The sequence below is a fragment of the Streptomyces spinosus genome (genome assembly GCF_020400655.1).
GTDB classification, from domain to species: Bacteria; Actinomycetota; Actinomycetes; order Streptomycetales; family Streptomycetaceae; genus Streptomyces; species Streptomyces argyrophylli.
Genome location: NZ_JAINRC010000023.1, coordinates 57,306 through 79,103 on the forward strand (window position 1 = coordinate 57,306; position 21,798 = coordinate 79,103).

The 21,798-nt window shown below is 72.2% G+C and carries 16 protein-coding genes; 10 read left to right on the forward strand and 6 right to left on the reverse strand.

Annotation, left to right across the window (positions count from 1 at the left end):
- Positions 1 to 154: 154 nt before the first annotated feature.
- A complete protein-coding gene (locus tag LG395_RS34925) occupies positions 155 to 913 on the reverse strand; it encodes an SDR family NAD(P)-dependent oxidoreductase (RefSeq protein ID WP_225812813.1) in 759 nt (252 codons plus the stop codon).
- A gap of 120 nt (positions 914 to 1,033) precedes the next feature.
- Between LG395_RS34925 and LG395_RS34930 the strand changes: the two genes are divergently transcribed.
- Positions 1,034 to 1,351, forward strand: a complete 318-nt coding sequence (locus tag LG395_RS34930; RefSeq protein WP_225812817.1) for an ArsR/SmtB family transcription factor — start codon at positions 1,034 to 1,036, stop codon at positions 1,349 to 1,351.
- A 124-nt stretch (positions 1,352 to 1,475) separates the two neighbouring features.
- On the opposite strand, the gene LG395_RS34935 is transcribed toward LG395_RS34930, so the two are convergent.
- Positions 1,476 to 3,413: an AfsR/SARP family transcriptional regulator gene (locus LG395_RS34935; RefSeq protein ID WP_225812819.1), complete on the reverse strand. Its 1,938-nt coding sequence runs from the start codon at positions 3,411 to 3,413 to the stop codon at positions 1,476 to 1,478.
- Positions 3,414 to 3,549: 136 nt separating this feature from the next.
- Between LG395_RS34935 and LG395_RS34940 the strand changes: the two genes are divergently transcribed.
- A complete protein-coding gene (locus tag LG395_RS34940) occupies positions 3,550 to 4,428 on the forward strand; it encodes an alpha/beta fold hydrolase (protein ID WP_225812821.1) in 879 nt (292 codons plus the stop codon).
- Positions 4,429 to 4,808: 380 nt separating this feature from the next.
- On the opposite strand, the gene LG395_RS34945 is transcribed toward LG395_RS34940, so the two are convergent.
- On the reverse strand, positions 4,809 to 5,537 hold the full coding sequence (locus LG395_RS34945) for an SDR family oxidoreductase (RefSeq protein WP_225812823.1): 729 nt from the start codon (positions 5,535 to 5,537) through the stop codon (positions 4,809 to 4,811).
- Positions 5,538 to 5,612: 75 nt separating this feature from the next.
- Between LG395_RS34945 and LG395_RS34950 the strand changes: the two genes are divergently transcribed.
- The 4 genes from LG395_RS34950 (at position 5,613) to LG395_RS34965 (ending at position 11,519) form a co-directional block, all read left to right on the forward strand.
- Entirely contained in the window at positions 5,613 to 5,990 is a 378-nt protein-coding gene (locus LG395_RS34950) for a MerR family transcriptional regulator (protein WP_225812824.1), read from the forward strand.
- Between the two features lie 840 nt (positions 5,991 to 6,830).
- Entirely contained in the window at positions 6,831 to 7,427 is a 597-nt protein-coding gene (locus LG395_RS34955) for an EF-Tu/IF-2/RF-3 family GTPase (RefSeq protein WP_225812826.1), read from the forward strand.
- 708 nt (positions 7,428 to 8,135) lie between these two features.
- The gene (locus LG395_RS34960) at positions 8,136 to 10,310 is read left to right on the forward strand and encodes a discoidin domain-containing protein (RefSeq protein ID WP_225812828.1); all 2,175 of its coding nucleotides are present in this window, start codon (positions 8,136 to 8,138) and stop codon (positions 10,308 to 10,310) included.
- A gap of 129 nt (positions 10,311 to 10,439) precedes the next feature.
- Entirely contained in the window at positions 10,440 to 11,519 is a 1,080-nt protein-coding gene (locus LG395_RS34965; RefSeq protein WP_225812830.1) for a DUF1996 domain-containing protein, read from the forward strand.
- A gap of 211 nt (positions 11,520 to 11,730) precedes the next feature.
- Here LG395_RS34965 and LG395_RS34970 read toward each other — a convergent pair whose 3' ends face one another.
- The gene (locus LG395_RS34970) at positions 11,731 to 12,771 is read right to left on the reverse strand and encodes a LacI family DNA-binding transcriptional regulator (RefSeq protein WP_225812832.1); all 1,041 of its coding nucleotides are present in this window, start codon (positions 12,769 to 12,771) and stop codon (positions 11,731 to 11,733) included.
- Between the two features lie 363 nt (positions 12,772 to 13,134).
- On the opposite strand from LG395_RS34970, the gene LG395_RS34975 reads away from it, so the two are divergent.
- Positions 13,135 to 13,734 (forward strand): hypothetical protein, encoded by a 600-nt coding sequence (locus LG395_RS34975; RefSeq protein ID WP_225812834.1) that lies wholly within the window; start codon positions 13,135 to 13,137, stop codon positions 13,732 to 13,734.
- 72 nt (positions 13,735 to 13,806) lie between these two features.
- On the opposite strand, the gene LG395_RS34980 is transcribed toward LG395_RS34975, so the two are convergent.
- A complete protein-coding gene (locus LG395_RS34980) occupies positions 13,807 to 14,958 on the reverse strand; it encodes a TDT family transporter (protein ID WP_225812835.1) in 1,152 nt (383 codons plus the stop codon).
- 325 nt (positions 14,959 to 15,283) lie between these two features.
- Between LG395_RS34980 and LG395_RS34985 the strand changes: the two genes are divergently transcribed.
- The 3 genes from LG395_RS34985 (at position 15,284) to LG395_RS34995 (ending at position 20,595) form a co-directional block, all read left to right on the forward strand.
- Complete coding sequence (locus tag LG395_RS34985; RefSeq protein ID WP_225812836.1) at positions 15,284 to 18,160, forward strand: multifunctional oxoglutarate decarboxylase/oxoglutarate dehydrogenase thiamine pyrophosphate-binding subunit/dihydrolipoyllysine-residue succinyltransferase subunit; 2,877 nt, start codon at positions 15,284 to 15,286, stop codon at positions 18,158 to 18,160.
- Positions 18,161 to 18,566: 406 nt separating this feature from the next.
- Complete coding sequence (locus LG395_RS34990; RefSeq protein ID WP_225812837.1) at positions 18,567 to 20,048, forward strand: CoA-acylating methylmalonate-semialdehyde dehydrogenase; 1,482 nt, start codon at positions 18,567 to 18,569, stop codon at positions 20,046 to 20,048.
- 34 nt (positions 20,049 to 20,082) lie between these two features.
- A complete protein-coding gene (locus LG395_RS34995; RefSeq protein ID WP_225812842.1) occupies positions 20,083 to 20,595 on the forward strand; it encodes a DUF488 family protein in 513 nt (170 codons plus the stop codon).
- Here LG395_RS34995 and LG395_RS35000 read toward each other — a convergent pair.
- Positions 20,502 to 21,521 carry a GlxA family transcriptional regulator gene (locus LG395_RS35000; protein WP_225812852.1) on the reverse strand — a complete coding sequence of 340 codons (1,020 nt, stop codon included), beginning with the start codon at positions 21,519 to 21,521 and terminating at the stop codon, positions 20,502 to 20,504. The two genes, LG395_RS34995 and LG395_RS35000, sit on opposite strands and share 94 nt — an antisense overlap.
- Positions 21,522 to 21,798: the final 277 nt, after the last annotated feature.

Sequence of the window (21,798 nt, forward strand, 5' to 3'; positions counted from 1 at the left end):
GGATTCCACGACCGTCCGGGCTCACGAGCACCTGGCCGGACCCGAGATGAGGCACCCGGCGGCGGGCCGGCCGAACGCCACGGGACCGGACCATGGCGGGCCGACCGCGAAGAGCCACCCGGAACCGGCCCACGAGTCCCGACAGGCACGCGGATCAGACGAGTTCAAGCCCGCCGTCGATCGTGAGGACCTGGCCCGTGAGCCAGGTCGACGCGGGATCGGCGAAGCGAACGATCCAGGACGCCACTTCCTCGGGCTCACCTCGCCTGCCGAGAGGAATCTGTGCGGCCTGCTCCTTCTTGACCCTTGTCACGTCCTCCTCCGTGAGACCGCTCAGGGACAGTGCCTCGCTCTCCGTCGGTCCGGGCGCTATGGAGTTCACCCTGACCCCGTCCTCGGCCAGTTCGAGCGCCCAGGTACGTGTCAGCTGTTCCAGCGCGGCCTTGGAAGCCGCGTAGTGGGCGGCGCCGGGCTGCGGGCGGTGGCCGTAGGTGCTGGAGATGTTGATGATCGAGCCGTGACTGCGCCGCAGATGGGGAAGTGCCGCCTGGGCGAGCATGGTGGGCGCGATGACGTTGAGGTCGAACAGATCGGTGATGCGCTCGCGGGTCAGCTCCTGGAGGGAGACGCGTGCGGTGGCGCCCGCGTTGTTCACCAGCACGTCCAGTTGCTCCCACCGGTCGATCGCCGCGCCGATGATCAGCTCGGGAGCCCGCTTGGAGCGCACGTCGACGGCGAGGGTGGCGATGTTGGAGTTGACGGCGGCGGTCTCTTCCAGGGCTGTCCGTCGTCGGCCCACACCGAGGACGCGGGCCCCCGCCTCGGCCATCGCGATCGCCGTGGCCCGGCCGATCCCCGAGCCTGCGCCGGTGACGATCGCGACGCGACCGTTGAGGATGGGCTCTTGCTTCATGACGGTACTTCCTCACTCCGCTGACAGGTGGTGGGACCGAGACGAGGGCCCAGCCGGGCATCGGCGACCCACGTCGCCACATTAATCGATAATCGACGATGTTCGAAGTATGCTGGACTCATGCCCAGAGAACTGGCCCATCCCGACATCGAGGCCGTCACCCTCGCGAAAGTGCTGTCCGCCCTCGGCGACCCCGTCCGCCTCCACGTCATGAGCATCATCGCGGACGGCAACGAACACACACGCAAAGACTTCGATGTGCGGCTCGCCCAGTCCACCTTCAGCCACCACATCAAGGTGCTCCGCGACGCCGGGCTCCTGCTGCAACGTATGGAAGGCACACGCTGCTACGTGTCCCTGCGCGACGAAGCACGGGACAGGTTCGCCGCCGTACTCGACAGCGTCCTGGCCGCAGACAGAGCCGAACGCGCGAAATGACCGGTGCCGGCGGCTACAGGGCTCACGGCCGCCCTCGGGCACATGGGAACGGGACCGGTCCGCAGGTCCCTGTCCGACCCAGGTGCGAGAGCGGACGTGGGAGCCGGTCCGCGGACGATGCCGGTCACCTCCCGCGGGCGCACGCCTCCGCCTCCGCCAGGTACCGCGCCACCGGCCCCAGCGTCAGCATCCCGCTCGCCCCGCCCGCGTGTTCGGCGTGGGCCGGGCGCAGAGCCGTCGCGGCGCGGGCGGCGATCCGGCGCTCGCCGAGGCGGGCGGCGGCGTGGGCGGTCAGGCACCACAGCGCCTCCTGCATGTGATCAAGAGGTGGTTCGGGCGCCCTGGCCAGGGCGATACGGGCCTCCTCGGCCCGGTTCCGGGCGAGCAGCACCAAGGGGTGCGTCCAGGGATGGTACGGGCCCCAGTCGAGGGCGGAGTCGGTGGGCGCGGGACGGCCGTGCAGGAGACGTAGGCCCAGGAGCGCGAGGGCGAACAGGCCCCGGTGCAGTCCCGGCATGGCCGCCGTCCCGGCGAGGGCGTCCTCGGCGACGCGGTAGTGCGCCGCGGCGGTGGCGGCGGTCGGTCCGCCTGGTTCGGCGCTGCGGGCGGCCGTTGCCCGGGCCCGGAACCAGCCGGTGAGGACGGGTACGAGAGAGGCCTCGGTGCTGACGGCGAGGTGCTCGGCCGCCTCGGCGTGGGCGGTCGCGGCATGGAGGTCGCCGAGAGCGGAGGCGGATTGCAGCCGGACGAGCCGGCCGAGCACCGCGAAGTTCGACAGCTCGTGCCGGGTGGCCAGGTCGAGCATCTCGATGCCGATGACGTCCCGTGCCGCAGCGAGCCCGGGCCGGGTGAAGGACTGGAGGAACACGCCGTTGAGGGCGAACACCAGCAGGGCGGGGTCGCCCAGCTCCCTGGCCAGCGCCTCCGCCTCGCGCGCCGCTTGTCCCGCACGCCTTCGTTCGGTGCCGGACAGGTCGGCGCCGCGGCTCTCGACCGCGACGGTGGTCAGCAGCCGGGCGCGCAGCTCGGCGGGGCCGTCCGGACCGAGCGCCGCGAGCGTGCGCTCGGCCGCCGCGACGACGGCGCGGGACTGCTCGGGGTCGTCGGCCCGGCTCCACAGGGCGGGTACGTCGTAGGCGCCGATGACGCGGGCGGTCAGGGCGATGTCCCCGGTGCGCTCCGCGGCCTGGGCGGCGGCGAGGCGGTCGCGCCGCGCGTGGACGAGGGCGTCACCACCGGCCAGGGCCAGGGTGCGCGCCAGTTCGACAGTGGTGCGCGGGCCGAGCCGTACTCCGGCGGTCCACACGGTACGCGCGGGCTGGAGCGTCGTGACTCCGTTCAAGATGTCCGTCTCAAGGCGCCGGAGGTCGGCACCGGGGTCGAGCCCGAGCTGGTCCGCGAGCATCGTGCGGGCGCGGCGGAGGGTGGCCAGCGCGTCCGCCTGACGGCCCGCCCGGTGCAGTGCGCGGGCCAGCAGTCCCCAGGCGGGCTCGCGCCAGGGGTGTTCGGCGACGTGGGCGCCCAGTTCGGCGACCAGCTCGGCTCCTGCGCCGGAGTCGAGGAGGAGGCGGGCGCGCAGTTCCACACCCTCCAGCCTCAGCTCCTCCAGCCGGGTCCGCTCGCGCTGGGCCCAGGGGGAGCCGGTCACGTCGGCGTAGGCCGGGCCGCGCCAGGACGCGAGGGCCGCGTCGAGGTCGGTCAGCGCATCGGGTGTACGCCGGGCGCGGGCCAGGGCGTCCTCGAACCGGTGGACGTCGACGTTCTCGCGCGGGAGGCGCAGCACGTAGCCGGGGCCTTCCGTGACGAGGACGCGCGGCGGGGTGCGGGGCGGCCGGTCGGGTTCGACGGCGCGGCGCAGCGCGGCGACGAACGTGCGCAACGCACCCACGGCGCGCACCGGCGGCTCGGCCCACAGGTCGTCCACCAGGGTGTCGGTGGCGACCATCCGTCCCCCGGCGGCGACGAGCCGGGCGAGCACCTCGCGGTGGCGGGGCCCGCCCAGGTCGACCGGTGTGCCGTCATCGCGGGAGGCCCGCACGGCACCGAGCACGTCGATTCGCATGCCCTCCATCTTGCGGGCGGCCGGTGTGCGGCGTCGAAGCGCACTGATCGGCTGCTGATCGCCGTCGCCCGCGCTGACCCGGTCAGTCCCCGGACCGAGACACTCACCGGTCCGCCGACCCCAGGAAGGGCAGCTCATGACGCCCACCATTCCCGATTTCGACCACGTCCGCCTGCCCGGCACGGACGGCGTGGAGCTGGCCGCCGCCGTCGGCGGCGGCGGCAGCCCGGTCGTGCTGCTGCACGGCTTTCCGCAGACCCACCTGATGTGGCGGCACGTCGCCGAGCGGCTCGCCGGCGAGCACACGGTGATCTGTCCCGACCTGCGCGGCTACGGCGCCAGCGACAAGCCGGCGGCCACCGGTCCCGAGGTGTACTCCAAGCGCACCATGGCCGCCGACGTCGTCGCTCTGGCGGCGGCTCTCGGCCATGAGCGCTTCGCTCTGGTCGGCCACGACCGGGGCGCCCTGGTCGCCTTCCGGGCGGGGCTGGACCATCCCGAGACCCTCACACACCTCGGCATCCTCGACGTCCTGCCGACGCTGGACATGTGGGACGTGCTGCACGGTGTCCCGGCGGCGGTCGGCTACCACCTGTTCCTCATGGCGCAGCCGCCGGGACTGCCGGAGACGATGATCGCCAACAGCGCGGACGCCTACTTCGGTTCCTTCCTCGATGCCTGGGCCGGCGATCCGGCCGCCATACCGGAACCGGTCCGGGCCGCGTACCTGCGGGCGAGTGCCGCGGCCGTACCGTCGATCGTCGCGGACTACCGGGCCTCGGCGGGCATCGACGTCACACACGACCAGGCGGACCGGGACGCCGGTTCCCAGCTGGCCATGCCCGTGACGGTCGTCCAGCAGGACTGGGGCGTGCGACTGGGTTACGACGCCGCCGCGGTCTGGCGCGCGTGGGCGCCGGACCTGGACCACCGGCTCACGGGGGCGGGACACTTCATGGCGGAGGAGGCGCCCGACGAGATCACGGGGGCGATCCGCGACCTGTTGCTCCGCTGAGCCCGCCGCCCGGGCCGCGGGCGGCGGCGGGCGAGCCCCGCGTTCCCGGCGCCGGACCGGGCCTGCGATCCGGCGACCACCGTTCCCGGCGCCGGACCGGGCCTGCGATCCGGCGACCACCGTTCCCGGCGCCGGACCGGCCCCGCGACCCGGCGACCGCTGACCAGGCCGCCCCCACGGTCGCTGCCGCGGCCCGCCGGAACACCAAGCGGGGCTCAGCAGGACGCCGGTCGCAGGAGGAGCCGGTGACGAGGTTCCTCACCTGACCATCAGGCCCGCCTGACCGGCGACACGGCACCACGAACCCGGCGGGAGCGGAGGAGTTCGAGAGACCGGCGGAGAAACAGCCGGCCGGCGTCGCTGTGGCCCCGAGGAGGTCCTCAGGCCGCCGTCAGCGCCGCCAGGGCGCGGTCCATCGCGGAGTTGAACTCTTCCGGCGTCAGGGGCAGACGGGACTTGACATCCCGACTCCACTGGTCGGCGAGGACCTCGGCGGAGCCCGCCTCGACCCCGTCGAGCGCCGCGTCGGCCAGGTCCGACGGAGCGATCTTGTCCACGGGCCAGCCCGCGGCCATGTCGGTGTCGGCGAGGCCCAGGTGCACCGCTGTGACGAGCGTGCCCTGCTCGGCGAGTTCCAGGCGGACGCCGTTGGTCATGGCCCAGGCGGCGGCCTTCGACAGGTGATAGGCACCGGCGCCCCGGCCCCCGAACCACGACATGGCGGAGAGGACGTTGACGATCGCGCCCCCGCCGTTCCTGGCGAGCGCCGGCGCGAACGTCCGGATCATTTCGAGGTGGCCGAACATGTTGGTCTCCAGCTCGCGCCGCACCGCGTCCAGCGAACCTGTCACCAGGTCGGTCCCCGTATTGATTCCGGCGTTGTTGACGAGCAGCGAGACGTCCGGGGCGGCCTCGGCGGCGGCCCTCACGGATGCGGGATCGGCGATGTCGAGGGGCAGCACCTCGGCCCCGGGCAGGTTCACGGTCTCCGGTCGGCGGGCCGTCGCGTAGACCTTGCGGGCGCCCCGTTCGAGCAGGCGCTGGGCGAAGGCACGGCCCAAGCCGCGGTTGGCTCCGGTGACAAGGGCGACGGAGTTGTTGATGTCCATGTCCGGTACGCTAAAACCTGACGTTAACGTCAGAGGCAAGTGCCGGCCGTCAGAGTCAGGGTGAGAGGAATCACCATGTCTGTCACAGCGGACGCGACCGAGCGGTTGATCCGCATCGGAGAGGTGGCACGGGGCGCCGGCGTCTCGGTGCGCGCCGTGCGCTACTACGAGCAGCAGGGGCTGCTCACCGCGGAGCGCAGCCCGTCCGGCCAGCGTCTGTACCGGCAGGAGGCCATCTCCCTGGTCCGCTTCTTCCAGCAGATGTTCGCCGCCGGCCTGACCAGCCGGAGGATCACCGAACTCCTGCCGTGCTGGGACTCCGGGCACACCGACGCCGCGCAACGTGCCATGCTGCGCGTCGAGCGCGATCGCATCCAGGCCAGGATCGAGGACCTGGAGGCCGCCCGGGACCGCCTCGACGAGGTCATCGCGATCACGGACACACACCCGTAGGCGCGGCCGGTCCGACCTCTCACCCGCGGCCCGGCCTCGCTGTCCCGGCGGGGGCGGTTCGGGCGGGGCGGGGACCAGCGCGGTGCTCCGGTTCGCCGGAGTCCTTCCGGTGCAGCCCCTCAGGGACCCCGGCGCGGCCCGGAGTCCGCTGCGACCGGGTGAGTGCCGCCAAGCTTGCGGCGGCGAACCGGGGGAGGCGGCGGGGCGCAACCCGTAGTGCCGGGTGGCGTCGCCCGCGGCGATGACGGATGTCCGTCCGAGAAGCGGTGATCCGCGACGAACGGTGTGCGGTCGCAGGTGGTCACAGTGGCGGCCCCGGCCTTCCACCAGCCGGTGCTCAAGCTCCAGCACGATGGCGGACACGGCCGCCCGACGCGGCAGAGCGGCAGCGGCCGGCTGCCCCGACGGGGCCGGCGCCGAGGCGGCCATAGGCGCCGGATCGTCGCCGCGGGTCTGGCGGGAAGTACGAAGTGTCTGCGATCAGAGAGCACATATGGCCCGGCCGGGAAAGGCTCGGGCAGCCGCCCGGGTGCAAGGCCTGGGCACGCGCGTGGACGACGTAAGCTCCGGAACGCCTGACGAGACCGCCTACGCGACACCGTCGGCGGTGCCGAGGACGTCGCGGTGATGCCGGACAGGCGGCAGCGTGATCACCGCGAACGGCTCCGCCCACCGAGGCGCGACGGCGTGGAACCGCCGGATGTCCAAGCCGGACCGGACGGCTCCTTCGGCCTTCACACCGCCCGCGTCGGCCCCTGGGCCGGGCGGCCGGCGATCGTGGTCAGTCTTTGACTTCCCTTCGTGGCTGCCACGCTCGGTCACAAGGGAGGATGGGCACTCATGGACGCGTCTTCAGGCCAGTCAGTGGTGGGCACAGCGGAGAAGCCGTTCCTGATGCCCGTCGAAGACGTCTTTCGTCTGCGTCAGGGCAGGGTCGTCATGCCGACGGGTCGGATCGAACGCGGCCGGGTGCGCAAGGGCGACGCGGTGGAGATCATCGGCTTGGGCGGCAGTGCGACCGCTCTCGTCGAGGGCATCGAACAGCACGGCATGTCCATCGCGGAGGCCGGGGCGGAGATGAACGTGGGAGTGCTGCTGCGTGGCATTGCCGCGGACGCCGTCGAGCGGGGACAGGTGCTCGCGGCGCCAGGATCGGTCGGCGCCCACACCGGCTTCACTGCCGACATCACCCTGCTGTCCGAGGAGCAGGGCAGTGCGGACGTCGTCTCCGGGGAGCGTCTCTGTTTCTACACCCGCACCGCCGTGGTCTGGGGCACCGTCACACTGCCCGCCGGCGCCGAGACGGTCCGGCCGTATCACGGAGCCGAGGTGACCGTGGTGCTCGAAGAACCTGTCGCGCTCGAGGAAGGCCAGCCCTTCGCATTCCGTCACCACGGTCGTGCCGCCGGATCCGGCACCGTGATGCGACTCCCTTGAGGTCCCCTCACGAAGGGAGCCACGGCCGGCCGTGAGCTTGCCGATCACCGCGCACCGATCACCGCGCACCTCCGAGATGACCTCCGTTCGCGCAGCGGGTCGTCGCTACGGGCGACTGGACTCCGGCCAGGGCCTGCCGGCTGACCGCCTCCCTTCGCGGCACTGGTCTACCGCAAAGGACCATCGGGCTCGTTCTTAAGTAAAGCCAAAAGAAAAGGGGTTCAACTCCTTGACCCCGGGGTGACCGCCGGGCATGGTCGGGAGAGCGCTCTCCCAGTTTCACCCGCCCCCCTCAACTCCGCTCCCGAGGAGACGACTTCGTGTCCGCTCTCGGTACCAGCGCAGCGATGCCGCACCTCACAGGTCGCCCCCGTGCTCCTGCCGCAGGGCGAGCCCGTACCGGCGTCGAGGCAGGAACACTCCACGACGCCTTGGTCGTCTCCCGGGCGGCGACGGCCGGTACGAGCACGTCGGCAACGACGCGGGGCAGGCCGGCCCGGCCCGGAAGGGGCCGTAGCGTGCACCGCACCGCGGCCCGCGGGGGACGCCAGCCCCCGTAAGGCACGCACATCGACGGCCTGTTCCGCGGGAGCGTGGCCGGCGCACCCCACACCGCGAACCGGTTCAGGGGGCCGAAGAGGACGGCCCCCTCAGGCACCACGTCCTGTCCTCGGCGACCCGACCCCACCCGACCCGTCAGGAGCACCGTTGTCCAGACCGGCTACCACCCCCTCCCTGCGCCGCCGTGCGGCCGTTCCCCTCATCGCTCTCGGCGCTCTCCTCGCGTCCTCGTTCACCGTGGCGCTCGCCCCCGGCGCGCACGCGGCCGACACCCTCCTGTCCCAGGGCAAACCCGCCACCGCCTCCTCACAGGAGGGCGACGGCTACGCGGCCGCCGCGGCCGTGGACGGCGACCTCACCGGGACCCGGTGGGCCAGCCAGTGGAGCGACCAGCAGTGGCTCCAGGTCGACCTGGGCCAGGTGTCGGACCTCAGCCGTGTGGTGCTGACCTGGGAGTCGGCCTACGGCAAGGACTACGAGATCCAGGCGTCCGACAACGGCGGTGACTGGCACACCCTGAAGAAGGTGACCGGCGGCGACGGCGGCACCGACGACCTCGCCGTGTCCGGGAGCGGTCGCTACGTGCGGATGCAGGGCCTGGCCCGGTCCGGCGGATACGGGTACTCGCTGTGGGAGTTCCAGGTCTACGGCTCCGCCGGCGGCACCACACCGCCCCCCGCCCCGGGCGCCGTGAAGGTCGAGGGCGGCCAGGGCAACTGGCGCCTGACCGTGGGCGGCCAGCCGTACACCGTCAAGGGAGTCACCTGGGGCCCCGCGGTCTCCGACGCGCCCAGGTACCTGCCGGACGTCAGGGCCATGGGTGCCAACACGATCCGCACCTGGGGCACCGACGGTTCGAGCAAGGCACTGCTGGACGCCGCGGCGTCCAACGGGCTCCGCGTCATCAACGGCTTCTGGCTCCAGCCCGGCGGCGGGCCGGGCGCCGGAGGCTGCGTCAACTACGTGACCGACACGGCGTACAAGAACTCCATGCTCACCGAGTTCGCCAAGTGGGTGGACGCCTACAAGAGCCACCCGGCGACGCTGATGTGGAACGTCGGCAACGAGTCGGTCCTCGGCCTCCAGAACTGCTACAGCGGCAACGAACTGGAGGCCCAGCGCAACGCCTACACGAGCTTCGTCAACGACGTCGCCAAGAAGATCCACGGCATCGACCCCGACCACCCGGTCACCTCCACCGACGCGTGGACCGGCGCCTGGCCGTACTACAAGCGCAACGCGCCCGATCTCGACCTGTACGCGATGAACTCGTACAGCAACGTGTGCAAGGTCCGCCAGGACTGGATCGACGGGGGGTACACCAAGCCGTACATCATCACCGAGACCGGACCGGCCGGCGAGTGGGAGGTGCCCGACGACGTCAACGGCGTCCCCGACGAGCCGACCGACGTGCAGAAGGCGGACGGGTACACCAGGGCCTGGAACTGCGTCACCGGCCACCAGGGCGTGGCCCTGGGCGCCACCCTCTTCCACTACGGCACCGAACACGACTTCGGCGGCGTCTGGTTCAACCTCGTCCCCGACGGGCTGAAGCGGCTGTCGTACTACGCCGTCAAGAAGGCGTACACCGGCTCGGCGTCCCTCGGGAACACGCCCCCGGTCATCAGCGGCATGACCGTCTCCCCGGCCTCCTCCGCACCCGCCGGCGGCGACTTCACCGTGCACGCCGACGTCCGTGACCCGGATGGTGACGCGGTCACGTACAAGGTCTTCCTCAGCGGCAACTACGCGAACGGGGACAAGCGGCTGGTCGAGGCGCAGTGGCGCTCGACCGGGAACGGGAACTTCACGGTCACCGCGCCCCAGAAGCTCGGTGTGTGGAAGGTCTACGTGCAAGCCGAGGACGGGCACGGCAACGCCGGCATCGAGACCAGGTCCGTCAAGGTCGTCGCCCCGCCGGTGAGCGGAACCAACCTGGCACTGAACCGGCCCGCGACCGCCTCCTCCTCCCAGCAGTCCTACGGCGACTGCCCCTGCACCCCGGCCCTGGCCGTCGACGGCCGCGCGGACACCCGCTGGGCCAGCGACTGGAGCGATCCGCAGTGGTTCCAGGTCGACCTCGGCGCCCCCAAGGCCCTGCGCAGGCTCCAGCTCGTCTGGGACCCCGCCTACGCCAAGTCCTACGAGGTGCAGGTGTCCGACGACGCGAACACCTGGCGCCCGGTGTACTCCACGACCGCCGGCGACGGTGACGTCGACACCCTCGACGTCTCGGCCACCGGCCGCTACGTGCGCCTCCAGCTGACGGCACGCGGTACGGGCTGGGGCTACTCCCTGCACGAACTGGGGATCTACGGCTGACGGCTGTGCCCCGCACGAAGGTGACGGCACCCACCGCGGCGTTCCGCCACCACCGCACCGAACGCACCACCCGCGTGTCACACACCGTGCGCGCGGGCCCTCTTCCCACCCCACGGGCAGGAGACCCTCATGAGATCGAGTCCGAAGCGACTCCCCGCACTCCTCCTCGGCACCGCCCTGCTCGCCGGTGTCCTGGGTGTCGGCACCCTCTCCGCCGCCGGTGACAGCCGCGAGGTTCCCGCCACGGCGGTCGCCCACACCGGGCACGTGATGGCCGTGTCCACCCAGGCGTCCGGCGACGACCCGGACGGCGACGGCTACATACCCGCCGTGCCGCAGGTCACCGGCGTCACACCGTCCACGAAGACCCCGCCGCCACGCTACTTCCACGAGTTCCAGGCCAACTGCTCGGTCACGCACACCGCTCCGGACGACCCGATCGTCTACCCGGGCCAGCCCGGAAAGTCCCACGACCACACCTTCATGGGCAACACCTCGACCGACGCGGGCAGCACCACGGCCTCCCTCTACGGCGGCGCCACCACCTGCAAGGCACCCGCCGACGCCTCGGGATACTGGATGCCCTCGCTGTACAAGGGCGACCAGAAGATCCTGCCCGTCGGCCCCCAGACGATCTACTACAAGGCCGGCGTCACCGACTACACCAGCGTGCGGCCCTTCCCCAAGGGCCTGCGGTTCGTGGTGGGCGATCCGATGCAGAGCGCCGACCAGTTCCGCCACCACCGCGGCTTCGTCGAGGGCTGGGAGTGCGGTGACAGCTACTTCAACACCGACATCCCCACGAGCTGCCCGAACCGGGCCGACGTACAGCTCAACATCCGTTTCCAGGCACCCAGTTGCTGGGACGGGAAGTACCTCGACACACCGGACCACAAGAGCCACATGGCGTACCCGGTCGTCAAGCCCGGAACCAACGACAACATGTGCCCCGACGACCATCCGGTGGCACTGCCGATGATCGAGTTCAAGATGGCCTTCCCGGTCAACGGCGACATGTCCCAGGTGCGTCTGGCGAGCGGACGCGGCTACTCCTTCCACTACGACTTCTTCAACGCGTGGGAGGAACGCACGCTCAAGGCCATGGTCGACCACTGCATCGTGGGCGGCCTCCAGTGCGACGCCCGCGGCTACGACCAGACACACCCGGAAGCCGGTGCGGCCCTGAACACGGACTACCGGCTGCCCTGAACGGCGGTCCCGCCCCTCGGCCCGGCCGGTCCCGCGCGCCGCGGGACCGGCCGGGCCCCCGGTCCGCTCCCGGCGGGACCGGTCACCACCCGTCGATGTGGCCCAACAGCCGTAAGAGTCGGAGCCCTTCGCGTCGACGGGCCCGTCACCGCCCGGCACCACGTGGGGGCCAGGCGACGGACAGCCGGCAGGCGTCGGTGTCCGGCCCCGGTCACGCGGTCTCCCGCACGACCAGTTCCGGCTCGAAGAGGACACGCGTCGGGCCGGTACGGTTCCGGCGGACAAGGTCGTCGAGGAGGCGGGCCATCTCCGCCGCCATCCGCTCGACCGGCTGGCGCACCGTCGTCAGTGGCGGAGTGCAGTCCCGGGCGACCCCCGAGTCGTCGAAGCCGATCACCGCGACGTCCTCGGGCACCCGTCTGCCCCGCTCACGGAGCACGTGCAAGACGCCCTGGGCCATGAGGTCGTTGGCAGCGAACACGCCGTCCACGTCCGGGTGTCCGGCGAGCAGCCGCTCCATGGCGGCGACACCGCTGTTGACGGTGAAGCCGCCCTCGGCCACCGGCACCAGCGGATGGCCGTCACGGGCCAGCGCGTCGCGGAAACCCGCGAGCCGGTCCCGGCTCGCCGGCAGCGCCAGCGGGCCGGTCACGGTGGCCGGTCCGCGGCAGCCGCGGGCCAGGAGGCGCTCCGCCGCGAGCCGTCCGCCGTGCCGGTGGTCCAGGTCCACGTAGCTCACCGGCACCTCGCGTGCCGGGCGGGCGAACAGCACGGTGGGCAGCTTCGCCTCGGCCAGCAGGGCGGGCAGCGGGTCGTCGGCGTGGGTGGAGACGACGAGCGCGCCGTCGGCACGGCCCTGCCGCAGGTAGGTCAGCACCTCCTGCCGGTCCTCGGGCGACTCGGCGAACATCAGCACCGGGTACATGGAGCGTGGCCGCAGGAAGCCGACGATCCCCGAAACCACCCTTCCGAAGAAGGGGTCGGCGAAGGTCCGGGCGACGAAGGCCTCCTGGGTCTCCCGCGAGAGGTCACCGGCGCCGGACACCACGAGCGCCACCGTCTCGGCACGCCGGGTCACCAGCGACCGGGCGGCCCGGTTGGGGGCGTAACCGGTCCGCTCGATCGCGCGGTGCACCAGCTTCTGGATCGCCGGGTCCACGTTGCGGACACCGTTCACGACCCGGGAGACGGTCGCCCGGGAGACACCCGCCTCACGGGCGACGTCCTCCAGCGTCGGGGCCTGGTTGCTCATGCCCGCACCTTAACCGCGCCCCGGAAACACCGAGTAGAGCGCCTCACCATGGTCCTGGCGGTGCGCACCGGTACCCGTCGGTTCGGCAGCGGCCCCCGCGCCACGGCGCCGGGACCACAGCGGGCCGATCGAGTCGCTCCCACCAGGGAGCCGGCCAGTACTGGACCGACCCCGGCCGGCTCGCCCCGGCGGCGGCGTCGCTGGGCCGGGGCGGGACCGAACGGGTGAGTGACCCGCACCGCCCCGGCCCTGAAGCCGTGACGCGCTTCGGGCGTCGGCGACATCAGGAAGGTGGCCCGCGTCCCGTCTCACTCCGCGCCTGAGTCGTGAGAGGGTGCGACTCGATGCGGGAGAGGGGAACACGTGGGGCTGGTCTACGGCTACGACATCTATCTGCGTCCTCGGAATGTCGCCAGGGCATTGACCCACCTGGCCGCGCTGGCGCCACCGGCTCGTGCCGTCCCGCCGCTCGAGGTCACCCTGCCCGACGGTGAGCGGCTCGTCCTCCCGTTCACGTCCCGTTTCACGAGCGAGCCGGTCGACTGCTCCAGGCACAGCACGCTCGAGCTCGACACGTCCCTCATGTTCGACGTCGATGACGCACTGCGCCACGACGCGCAGACGAACGGCGTCGAACCCCCGGCGGACGGGCGTGTCCGGATCGGGTACATCTACGTGACGGTCCGGTTCGAGTCCCTTCTCCACCCCGGCTACACGTCGGTGGAGTGCTGGGCGGCGACGTCGCGGATGAGCCGCCTGTTCGCGCAGTCGGCCGGCATCAGGAAGGCGTTCACCGGCCTCACCGCCGACAGCGGAGGAGTGTGCTGCCTGTTCGACACCGGCGACGGCGCCCCCGAGCAAGTGTGCTGGCTCAACGGTGAACCCACCGCGGAGACGGTCTCCGGTCCCCGCTTCCCGGATCTGGCGGCACTCGTGGCGACGTGGACCGACTCCGGGAAGTGAGCGTCGATGCACCGTCTGTGAGGACACGGTCGTGACCACAGCCGTCGCTGCCCGAGACGGCGGGGGCCGCATTCACGTCCGGGCTTCCCTGCGGCCGGCGTGTCCGGCGGCATGACGCAGCGAACGCCATGCCACCACCGCCCAGGCCGCCGCGAGCAGGAGGTAGAGCACGACCGCCGTCCAGACGAGGGGCTGCGACCCGGTGCGGGCGGCCAGCACGCTCGTGCCGGTGACGCAGGCGCCCAGCGGGAAGATGAAGGACCACCAGGTCGGCGCGAACGGAAGACCCGACCGCAACTGCCGTACCGTCAGCGACGTGGCGAGGACCAGCCACAGCATCGCGAAGCCCCACAGCCCGACTCCCCCGAGCAGCGCGAAGGCCGCCGCGCCCCGTGCGTACGGCCCGGACAACGCGCTCGGCGCCGCCGCGGCGAGGGTGCCCATCGCCGTCACCGCCTGGTCGACGGCGCCCAGACCGATCCACACCGTGGGCACCACCGCTCCCGTGGGTGCGTCGTGGTGGACCAGGCGGCTGAAGACCATCGCCAGCACCAGCAGCACCGCCACCAGGCCGAGCCCGAGCATCGCGTAGCAGCCGAGCAGCAGTGCCAGCCGCGGCTGGCCGGCGGGTGTGTGCGGGACGAGCAGTGCGCCCGTCGCGGCGGAGACCAGCGGCGGCACCACCGGCATCAGCCAGCCGCCGAACGCCGCGTCCGGCCCGAAGCGGTGCCGGGTGACCATCACGAACAGCACCGCGCAGGCCGCGGCCAGGCCGAGGGCGGTGCCCAGTGACCACAGCACCCAGTCGACGGTCAGGGCCGTCCGCGCCCCGACCACCGGCCCGCCGAGCAGCAGCGTGCCCGAGCCCACCGTGAGCAGTGCCATCGGCGGGGCCCCGAGGAACGGCGCCAGCACCGGATCGGTGACGTGCACCCGCAACGCCCGCTGCCCGAGGTACCGGACCGCGAGGACGACCAGCAGCACCGCAGCCCCCGCCCAGACCACCCTGGCGGCGTCACGCAGCCAGGGGGAGCTTCGCGGCAACGTCACCGCCGCGTTGGCGACGATGCCGGTGCCCATGACGGCCGCGAACCAGCTGGGGCCCAGGTGCGGACGTCGCGTCCCGCCGGCCGCCGGCAACCGGGGGCGTGCATGGGTGGCGTGCCGGGTCCCCGGCCCGCTCCGGGGCGGGAGGGACCGGGTGTCGCTGGGATGGGATGTCACGGCGGAGAACGCTTCTTTCCTCTGATCGGGAACCACCGTCGGCAGTCGGCACACCGGCTCCCCGCCCCAACAGCGCACGGGCCGCGGCCGCAGCCGTCGGCTCGTTGGCCCCACGACGCTACGCCGGCGTCCGGCCGCCACCGCACCGCTCGGCGTGCCATGGCACCCTCACATCAGGACGTCCGGCCCCCGCTCCCGGCGGACACCGCGTCCACCGGCACGGCACGGCGCCGGGAAACGTCCTGATGTGACGCCGCCCCGGCACCTTCGGACCTCGGCGCAGGCCCGGCGCCGCCGTAGCGTCGGTGGTGCCACACGGTCAGCGATGCGCGCACGCCACCGCGACGGAACGGGGGCGCACCCCCGCCGGGAGCGATGCGCGGATGACGGGGCACACACGAACGCGCCCGCCATCGGCTGTCCCGAACGAGGAAAGAAGGCGATCCACCCAGTGGCGTCGACATCCAGCGCCGGAGAAAGGGCGCTCCAAGGACCGGAATTCGGCCTCAACGAATGGCTCGTGGACGAGCAGTACGAGCGCTACCTGCACGATCCCGAATCGGTCGACGAGAAGTGGAGGGACTTCTTCGTCGCCCGGGCCTCCGCGACGGGCTGGCGTGAGCCTACGGGCACGCCGTCCCCGAACCGGAACGCGCGCGAGGCGGCGCTCAAGGCCGTACGCGTCAACGCGCTGATCCACGCCCACCGCGCACGCGGACACCTGGCGGCCCACACCGACCCCCTCGCGGCCGTCGCACCGGTGGCCGCACACGCGGAGCTCGATGTCGCGGCATTCGGGCTGAGCGAGGAGGACCTGGACGAGGAGTTCGTCGTCGACGGCTTCGCCGGGCGCGACACCATGACGCTGCGCGCCGTGCTGGACGTCCTTCGCGCTTCCTACCGCGGGACGGTGGGCGCCGAGTACATGCACATCCAGGCCGTCGAGGAGCGCCGCTGGGTGCAGGAGCGGATCGAGGCGCCCGCACCCCCGCCGGACAGGGCGGACCAGCTGCAGATCCTCTACCGGCTGGGCGCGGCGGAGGCCTTCGAGACGTTCCTGCAGACCAAGTACGTCGGCCAGAAGCGGTACTCGCTCGAAGGCGGCGAGTCGGCCATCGTGCTGCTGGACGCGCTGCTGCACCGCTGCGTCAGGCGCGGGATGCGGGAGGCGGTCATCGGGATGGCCCACCGGGGCCGGCTCAACGTCCTCGCCAACATCGTCGGCAAGTCGTACGGGAGCATCTTCCACGAGTTCGAGGACGCGGTGGACATCCTGTCGGCCCAGGGGACCGGCGACGTGAAGTACCACCTCGGGGCGGAAGGGACCTACCATGCCCCGGACGGCGGCTCGGTCGCCGTCTCCGTCGTGGCCAACCCTTCTCACCTGGAGATCGCGGGTCCGGTGGCCGAGGGGGTCGTGCGCGCCAAGCAGGACCTGGCCGACGGCGGCGGCGAGGCCTTCCCCGTCCTGCCTGTCGTCGTCCACGGCGATGCCGCGTTCGCCGGGCAGGGCGTGGTCTACGAGACGCTGAACATGTCACAGCTGCCCGGCTACCGCACCGGCGGGACGGTGCACGTCGTCATCAACAACCAGCTCGGCTTCACGACCTCGCCCGCCAGCGGCCGCTCCAGCACCTACGCCACCGCCGTGGCGCGGACGGTCGAGGCCCCGGTCTTCCACGTCAACGCGGACGACCCCGAAGCGGTCGTCCGGATCGCACGCCTGGCCTTCGACTACCGGCAGACGTTCCACAAGGACGTCGTCATCGACCTGATCTGCTACCGGAGGCACGGCCACAGCGAGGTCGACGACCCGTCCATCACCCAGCCGGGCATGTACGACCGCATCGACGCCACCCCTTCCGTGCGCACGCTGTACGCCCGGGCGCTGGTCGGCAGCGGGGCCATCGACGAGCGGCAGGCCGAGGGCGCCCTACGGGACTACCGGGAGCGCCTGGAACGCGCCTTCGCCGAGACCCGGGCCCTGCCGGGAGCCGGCTTCCGCAGGCCCGCCACCCCCACGGGCTCCGGGGACGACACCGCCGCGCGCGTGCCGACCGCGATCACGGAGGCCGCCGCCCGGCACGTCATCGCCTCTCAGACCGGGCAGCCCGCGGACTTCACCGTCCACCCGCGCGTCCTGCCGCAGCTGCGCAGGCGCACCACGATGCTGGACGCCGGAACCGTCGACTGGGCCACGGCGGAGACCCTGGCGATCGGCTCGCTGCTGATGGAGGGGGTTCCGGTGCGGCTGGCCGGTCAGGACTCCCGTCGCGGCACCTTCGGCCAGCGCCACGCGGTGCTCACCGACCGGCGAACCGGGGCGGAGCACACCCCGCTGAACGGGCTCGGCGCGGGCACGGCGGACTTCACCCCCTACGACTCGTCGCTCTCCGAGATGGCGGCGCTGGCCTTCGAGTACGGCTATTCGCTGGAGCGGCCCGACGCCCTGGTGCTGTGGGAGGCCCAGTTCGGCGACTTCGCCAACGGCGCGCAGAGCGTCGTCGACGAGTACGTCGCGTCGTCGGAACAGAAGTGGGGGGAACGCTCCGGGGTCACGCTGCTGCTGCCCCACGGCCTGGAGGGGCAGGGTCCCGACCACTCCTCGGGCAGGATCGAGCGGTTCCTCCAGCTGTGCGCGCAGGGGAACATGACCGTCGCCGTCCCGACGCTGCCCGGCAACTACTTCCACCTGCTCAGGCAGCAGGCGCTCACCGAGCGCAGGAGGCCGTTGGTGGTGTTCACCCCCAAGTCGATGCTGCGGCTGAAGGAGGCCACCTCCGGGCTGACGGACTTCACGACGGGCTCCTTCCGTCCGGTCCTGCCGGACGGAGCGGTCGACGGTGCCGGGGTCCGGCGCGTGCTGCTGTGCTCGGGGAAGGTCTTCTACGACCTCGACGCGTACCGGCGCAACGCCGGCCTGCGGGACACCGCGATCGTCCGGCTGGAGCGCCTGTACCCGTTCCCGGACGCCGAACTGGCCGCAGAACTCGCCCGCTTCCCGAGTGACGCCGAGGTGCGGTGGGTGCAGGAGGAGGCCGGCAACCAGGGCGCGTGGTCCTTCGTGAGGCCGCACGTGGAGCGGTTGGCGGGCCGCGCCCCGGAACTGACGGGCCGACCGCCCGCCTCGGCCCCCGCGGTGGGCTCCGCCAGGCGGCACGCCGCCGAGCAGAAGGAGCTCGTGGAGGCGGCCTTCCGCTGACGGATCCCGGCCTCGCCGCATGGTGTTGGGCCACCCGCCGCAGCGGCGGAGACGTACGGCGGAGGCAGTCCGGCACTCCGGCCGCCGGCGTCCGCACGAACGCGGTGGTCCTCCACGCCCCGCCACCGGCTGAGGGCCGGCGGCCCGCCCGCGCCGGCGTTCGGCACGCGAGTGATCCACCCCACGGCACTTCGGGACACGAGGCAGGCACTTCGGGCCGTACGGCTTCGGACCGCCCGCACGCGCGGATCGGAGAAGTAGCTTCGACGTCGGCAGTCCCGCTCGCCCGGGCGGCGCACGCGCATCCATGGCCGGGCCGCGACACGTCCGGCTGACCTCAACCCCCTTTCAGTGGCTGTCCGCAGCCTGGCTGCCCGCCACCGTCACCTTTGAAGGAGTTCCGCCAATGAAGACCGTCGTCCACTGGATAGGTGGCAAGCCGTTCGGAGACGCCACGGCCGCGTCCGGCACCTGGGGCCCCGTGACCGACCCGGCCACCGGAGAAGTCACCACACGGGTCGCGATGGCCGGAGCCGACGAGGTCGATGCCGCCGTCGCCGCGGCGAAGGAGGCCTACGCCACCTGGCGCCTGTCACCGCTCGCGCGGCGGACGGCGGTCCTCTTCCGCTACCGCGAGCTGCTGGACGCGCGCCGGGACGAACTCGCCGCGCTGATCACCGCCGAACAGGGCAAGGTCCACGCGGACGCGCTGGGCGAGGTGGCGCGGGGCCTGGAGATCGTCGAGCTGGCCTGCGGGCTCGGCACGGCCCTCAAGGGCGACACGTCCACGGAGGTGTCGGACCACGTCGACGTGGAGTCGCTGCGCCAGCCGCTGGGTGTGGTCGCGGGCATCTCGCCGTTCAACTTCCCCGCGATGATCGGCATGTGGATGTTCCCCATGGCGATCGCCTGCGGGAACACCTTCGTCCACAAGCCGAGCAGCAAGGCCCCCTCCGCCTCCATGTTCCTCGCGGAGCTCGCGGCCGAGGCCGGTGTGCCCGACGGTGTGCTCAACATCGTTCACGGCGACGAGGCCGCCGTGAACGCGCTGCTCGACCACCCGGACGTGGCGGCCGTGTCGTTCGTGGGCTCCACGCCGGTCGCCCGGCACGTCTACCGCAGGGCGTCCGCGAACGGCAAACGCGTCCAGGCCCTCGGCGGCGCGAAGAACCACATGCTGGTGCTGCCCGACGCCGACCTCGACGCCGCCGCCGACGCGGCCGTGACCGCCGCCTACGGCTCCGCGGGGCAGCGCTGCATGGCGGTGTCCGTGGTGGTCGCCGTCGGCTCCGCGGGCGACGCGCTCGTGCCCCGGATCGTCGAGCGGGCCACGAAGGTCAGGATCGGCCCGGGCAACGACCCGCGGTCCGAGATGGGCCCTTTGGTCACCCGGGCACACCGCGACGAGGTCGCGGACTACGTCGCCGGCGCCGCCGCCCAGGGCGCCGACGTGGTCCTGGACGGCAGAGACTTCACCGTCGAGGGCTTCGAGAACGGGCACTGGATGGGCATCTCGCTCCTCGACCGGGTCAGTACGCACTCGGACGCCTACCGGAACGAGATCTTCGGTCCCGTCCTGTGCGTGGTCCGCGCGGAGACCTACGAGGAGGCCATGCGCGTCATCAACGGTTCCCCGTTCGGCAACGCGAGCTCGGTCTTCACACGCGACGGCGGTGCGGCCCGCCGGTTCAAGCTGGAGGTCGAGGCCGGCATGGTCGGCGTGAACGTGCCGATGCCGGTGCCGGTGGGCTACCACTCCTTCGGTGGCTGGAAGGACTCGGCCTTCGGCGACCACCGCATGTACGGCAGCGAAGCCGTGCACTTCTACACACGGGGCAAGGTCGTCACGAGCCGCTGGCCGGACCCCGCCGGGACGGCGGCCGGCTAGGGTCTTTCGTTCGGATCAGGCCGGATCAGGCCGGATGGGAGAGCGGGGTCTGGTGCTGTGCGTCGCAAGGCGGAGGAGGGCGCCATGGCAACCGACGCAACGCGGCGACGCGCGGCACCAGGACGCGGCTGCCCGACTGCGGAACCTGGCCGGACACGGCGGCCCCACCCTGCTGACCGCCACCCGGGACACGGGCCGCAACCATGCCGCGGTCCTCGCCGAATGGCTCACCGACCCCGGCCCCCGCGATGAACGGGATCCAGGTGCCGAACCCCCCCCCGCGCCCCGAGGCACCGGATCCGGTGTCCGTCCGGCCGGCTACCGCGCGGGCCTGTCCGCCGCGGTGAGACCTCAAATCGACGCCGTCCGGGAGGCGGCCGTAGACCGGGGGAGGAGGAGCCGTCGAGGGGCGGTCGGACAGCCCTCGACGCCCTCCGTGCAGGGAGGCCTGGGCTACGACGGGTCGGTCGTGGAGGTGCGCCCGCCGGTGCCCGGGCCGGTCGTCCGGAAACTGGCCCGGAACGCGGCCGGTGTCACCCCCAGGTGACGCACGAAGGCCCTGCGGAGCGACTCGGGCGAGCCGAAACCCGTACGCCGCGCGACCACCGCCATGGGGTCGTCACCGGTCTCCAGCATCGCCTGGGCGGCCTCCAGCCTGACCTGCTCCACGTACCGGCCCGGAGTGGTGCCGACCTCCTCGTAGAACAGGCGCGTGACGTGGCGGACACTGACGCCCGCCCTGCGGGCCATCGCCGTCAGGGAGTGGTTGCCCCCGGGGTTCTCCGCGACCGCGTCCAAGACCTCGCGGAGCATCTCCTGGCGCGGGTTCGCGACCCGGGAGCGGGCGCTGAACTGGGACTGGCCACCGGGCCGCTGCATGAAGACGACCATGTCCTTGGCGACTGCCCGGGCGACCTCCGCCCCGTAGTGCTCCTCCACGAGGGCCAGGGACAGGTCGATCCCGGCGCTGACACCGGCGGAGGTCATCATCTTCCCGTCGCGCACGAAGATGGCGTCCGGCTCGACGCGCACCGACGGGTAGCGCAGGCCCAGTTCACGCGTCTGCCGCCAGTGGGTCGCCGCTCGGCGGCCGTCCAGGAGTCCCGCCGCGGCCAGCAGGAAGGCTCCCGTGCACACCGACGCCGTGCACCGGGCCCTGCCGCTCAGTCCCCGTACGGCGTCCAGCAGCGCGTCGTCCTTGACCAGCGTCTCCCAGTCCGGACCGCCCGGGACCACCAGGACGTCGCAGGTGTCGTGCACGTCGCCGGCCGACAGGTCGGCGGCGAGACGCGTCCCGGCGGCGGTGACCACGTCCGCGCCGTCCTCGGAGACGACCTGGACCCGGTACTGCCCACCCCAGTCGTTCGCGGATGTGAAGACCTCGATGGGGCCCGTCACGTCGAGCAGCCGTACCCCCGGGAAGACGAACACCTTCACCGTGAGCGGACCCGCTCCGGGTTGCTTGTGGTACATGGGGTGCCTCCCGGTCGTGGGATCGCTCAAGCTCGAAGGCCGGCCGGCGCAACCAGGGGACCCGGCTTGATCCTGACGGGACCGCCGCTCCGGTCTCCCACCCGTCATCGTGCGCCGACCCCGCACGCCGATGCCACGACCTGCTTGCTCCCTGGTGGTAGCTAATACCTCCCACACAATATACGACCGGTCGCCTAAAAATCGGTGCGGGAGGGTCCGAAACGTCACGTCCGGATCCGAGGGCCACGTGTCCCTCCGTGCCGCGACGGCCGTAGCC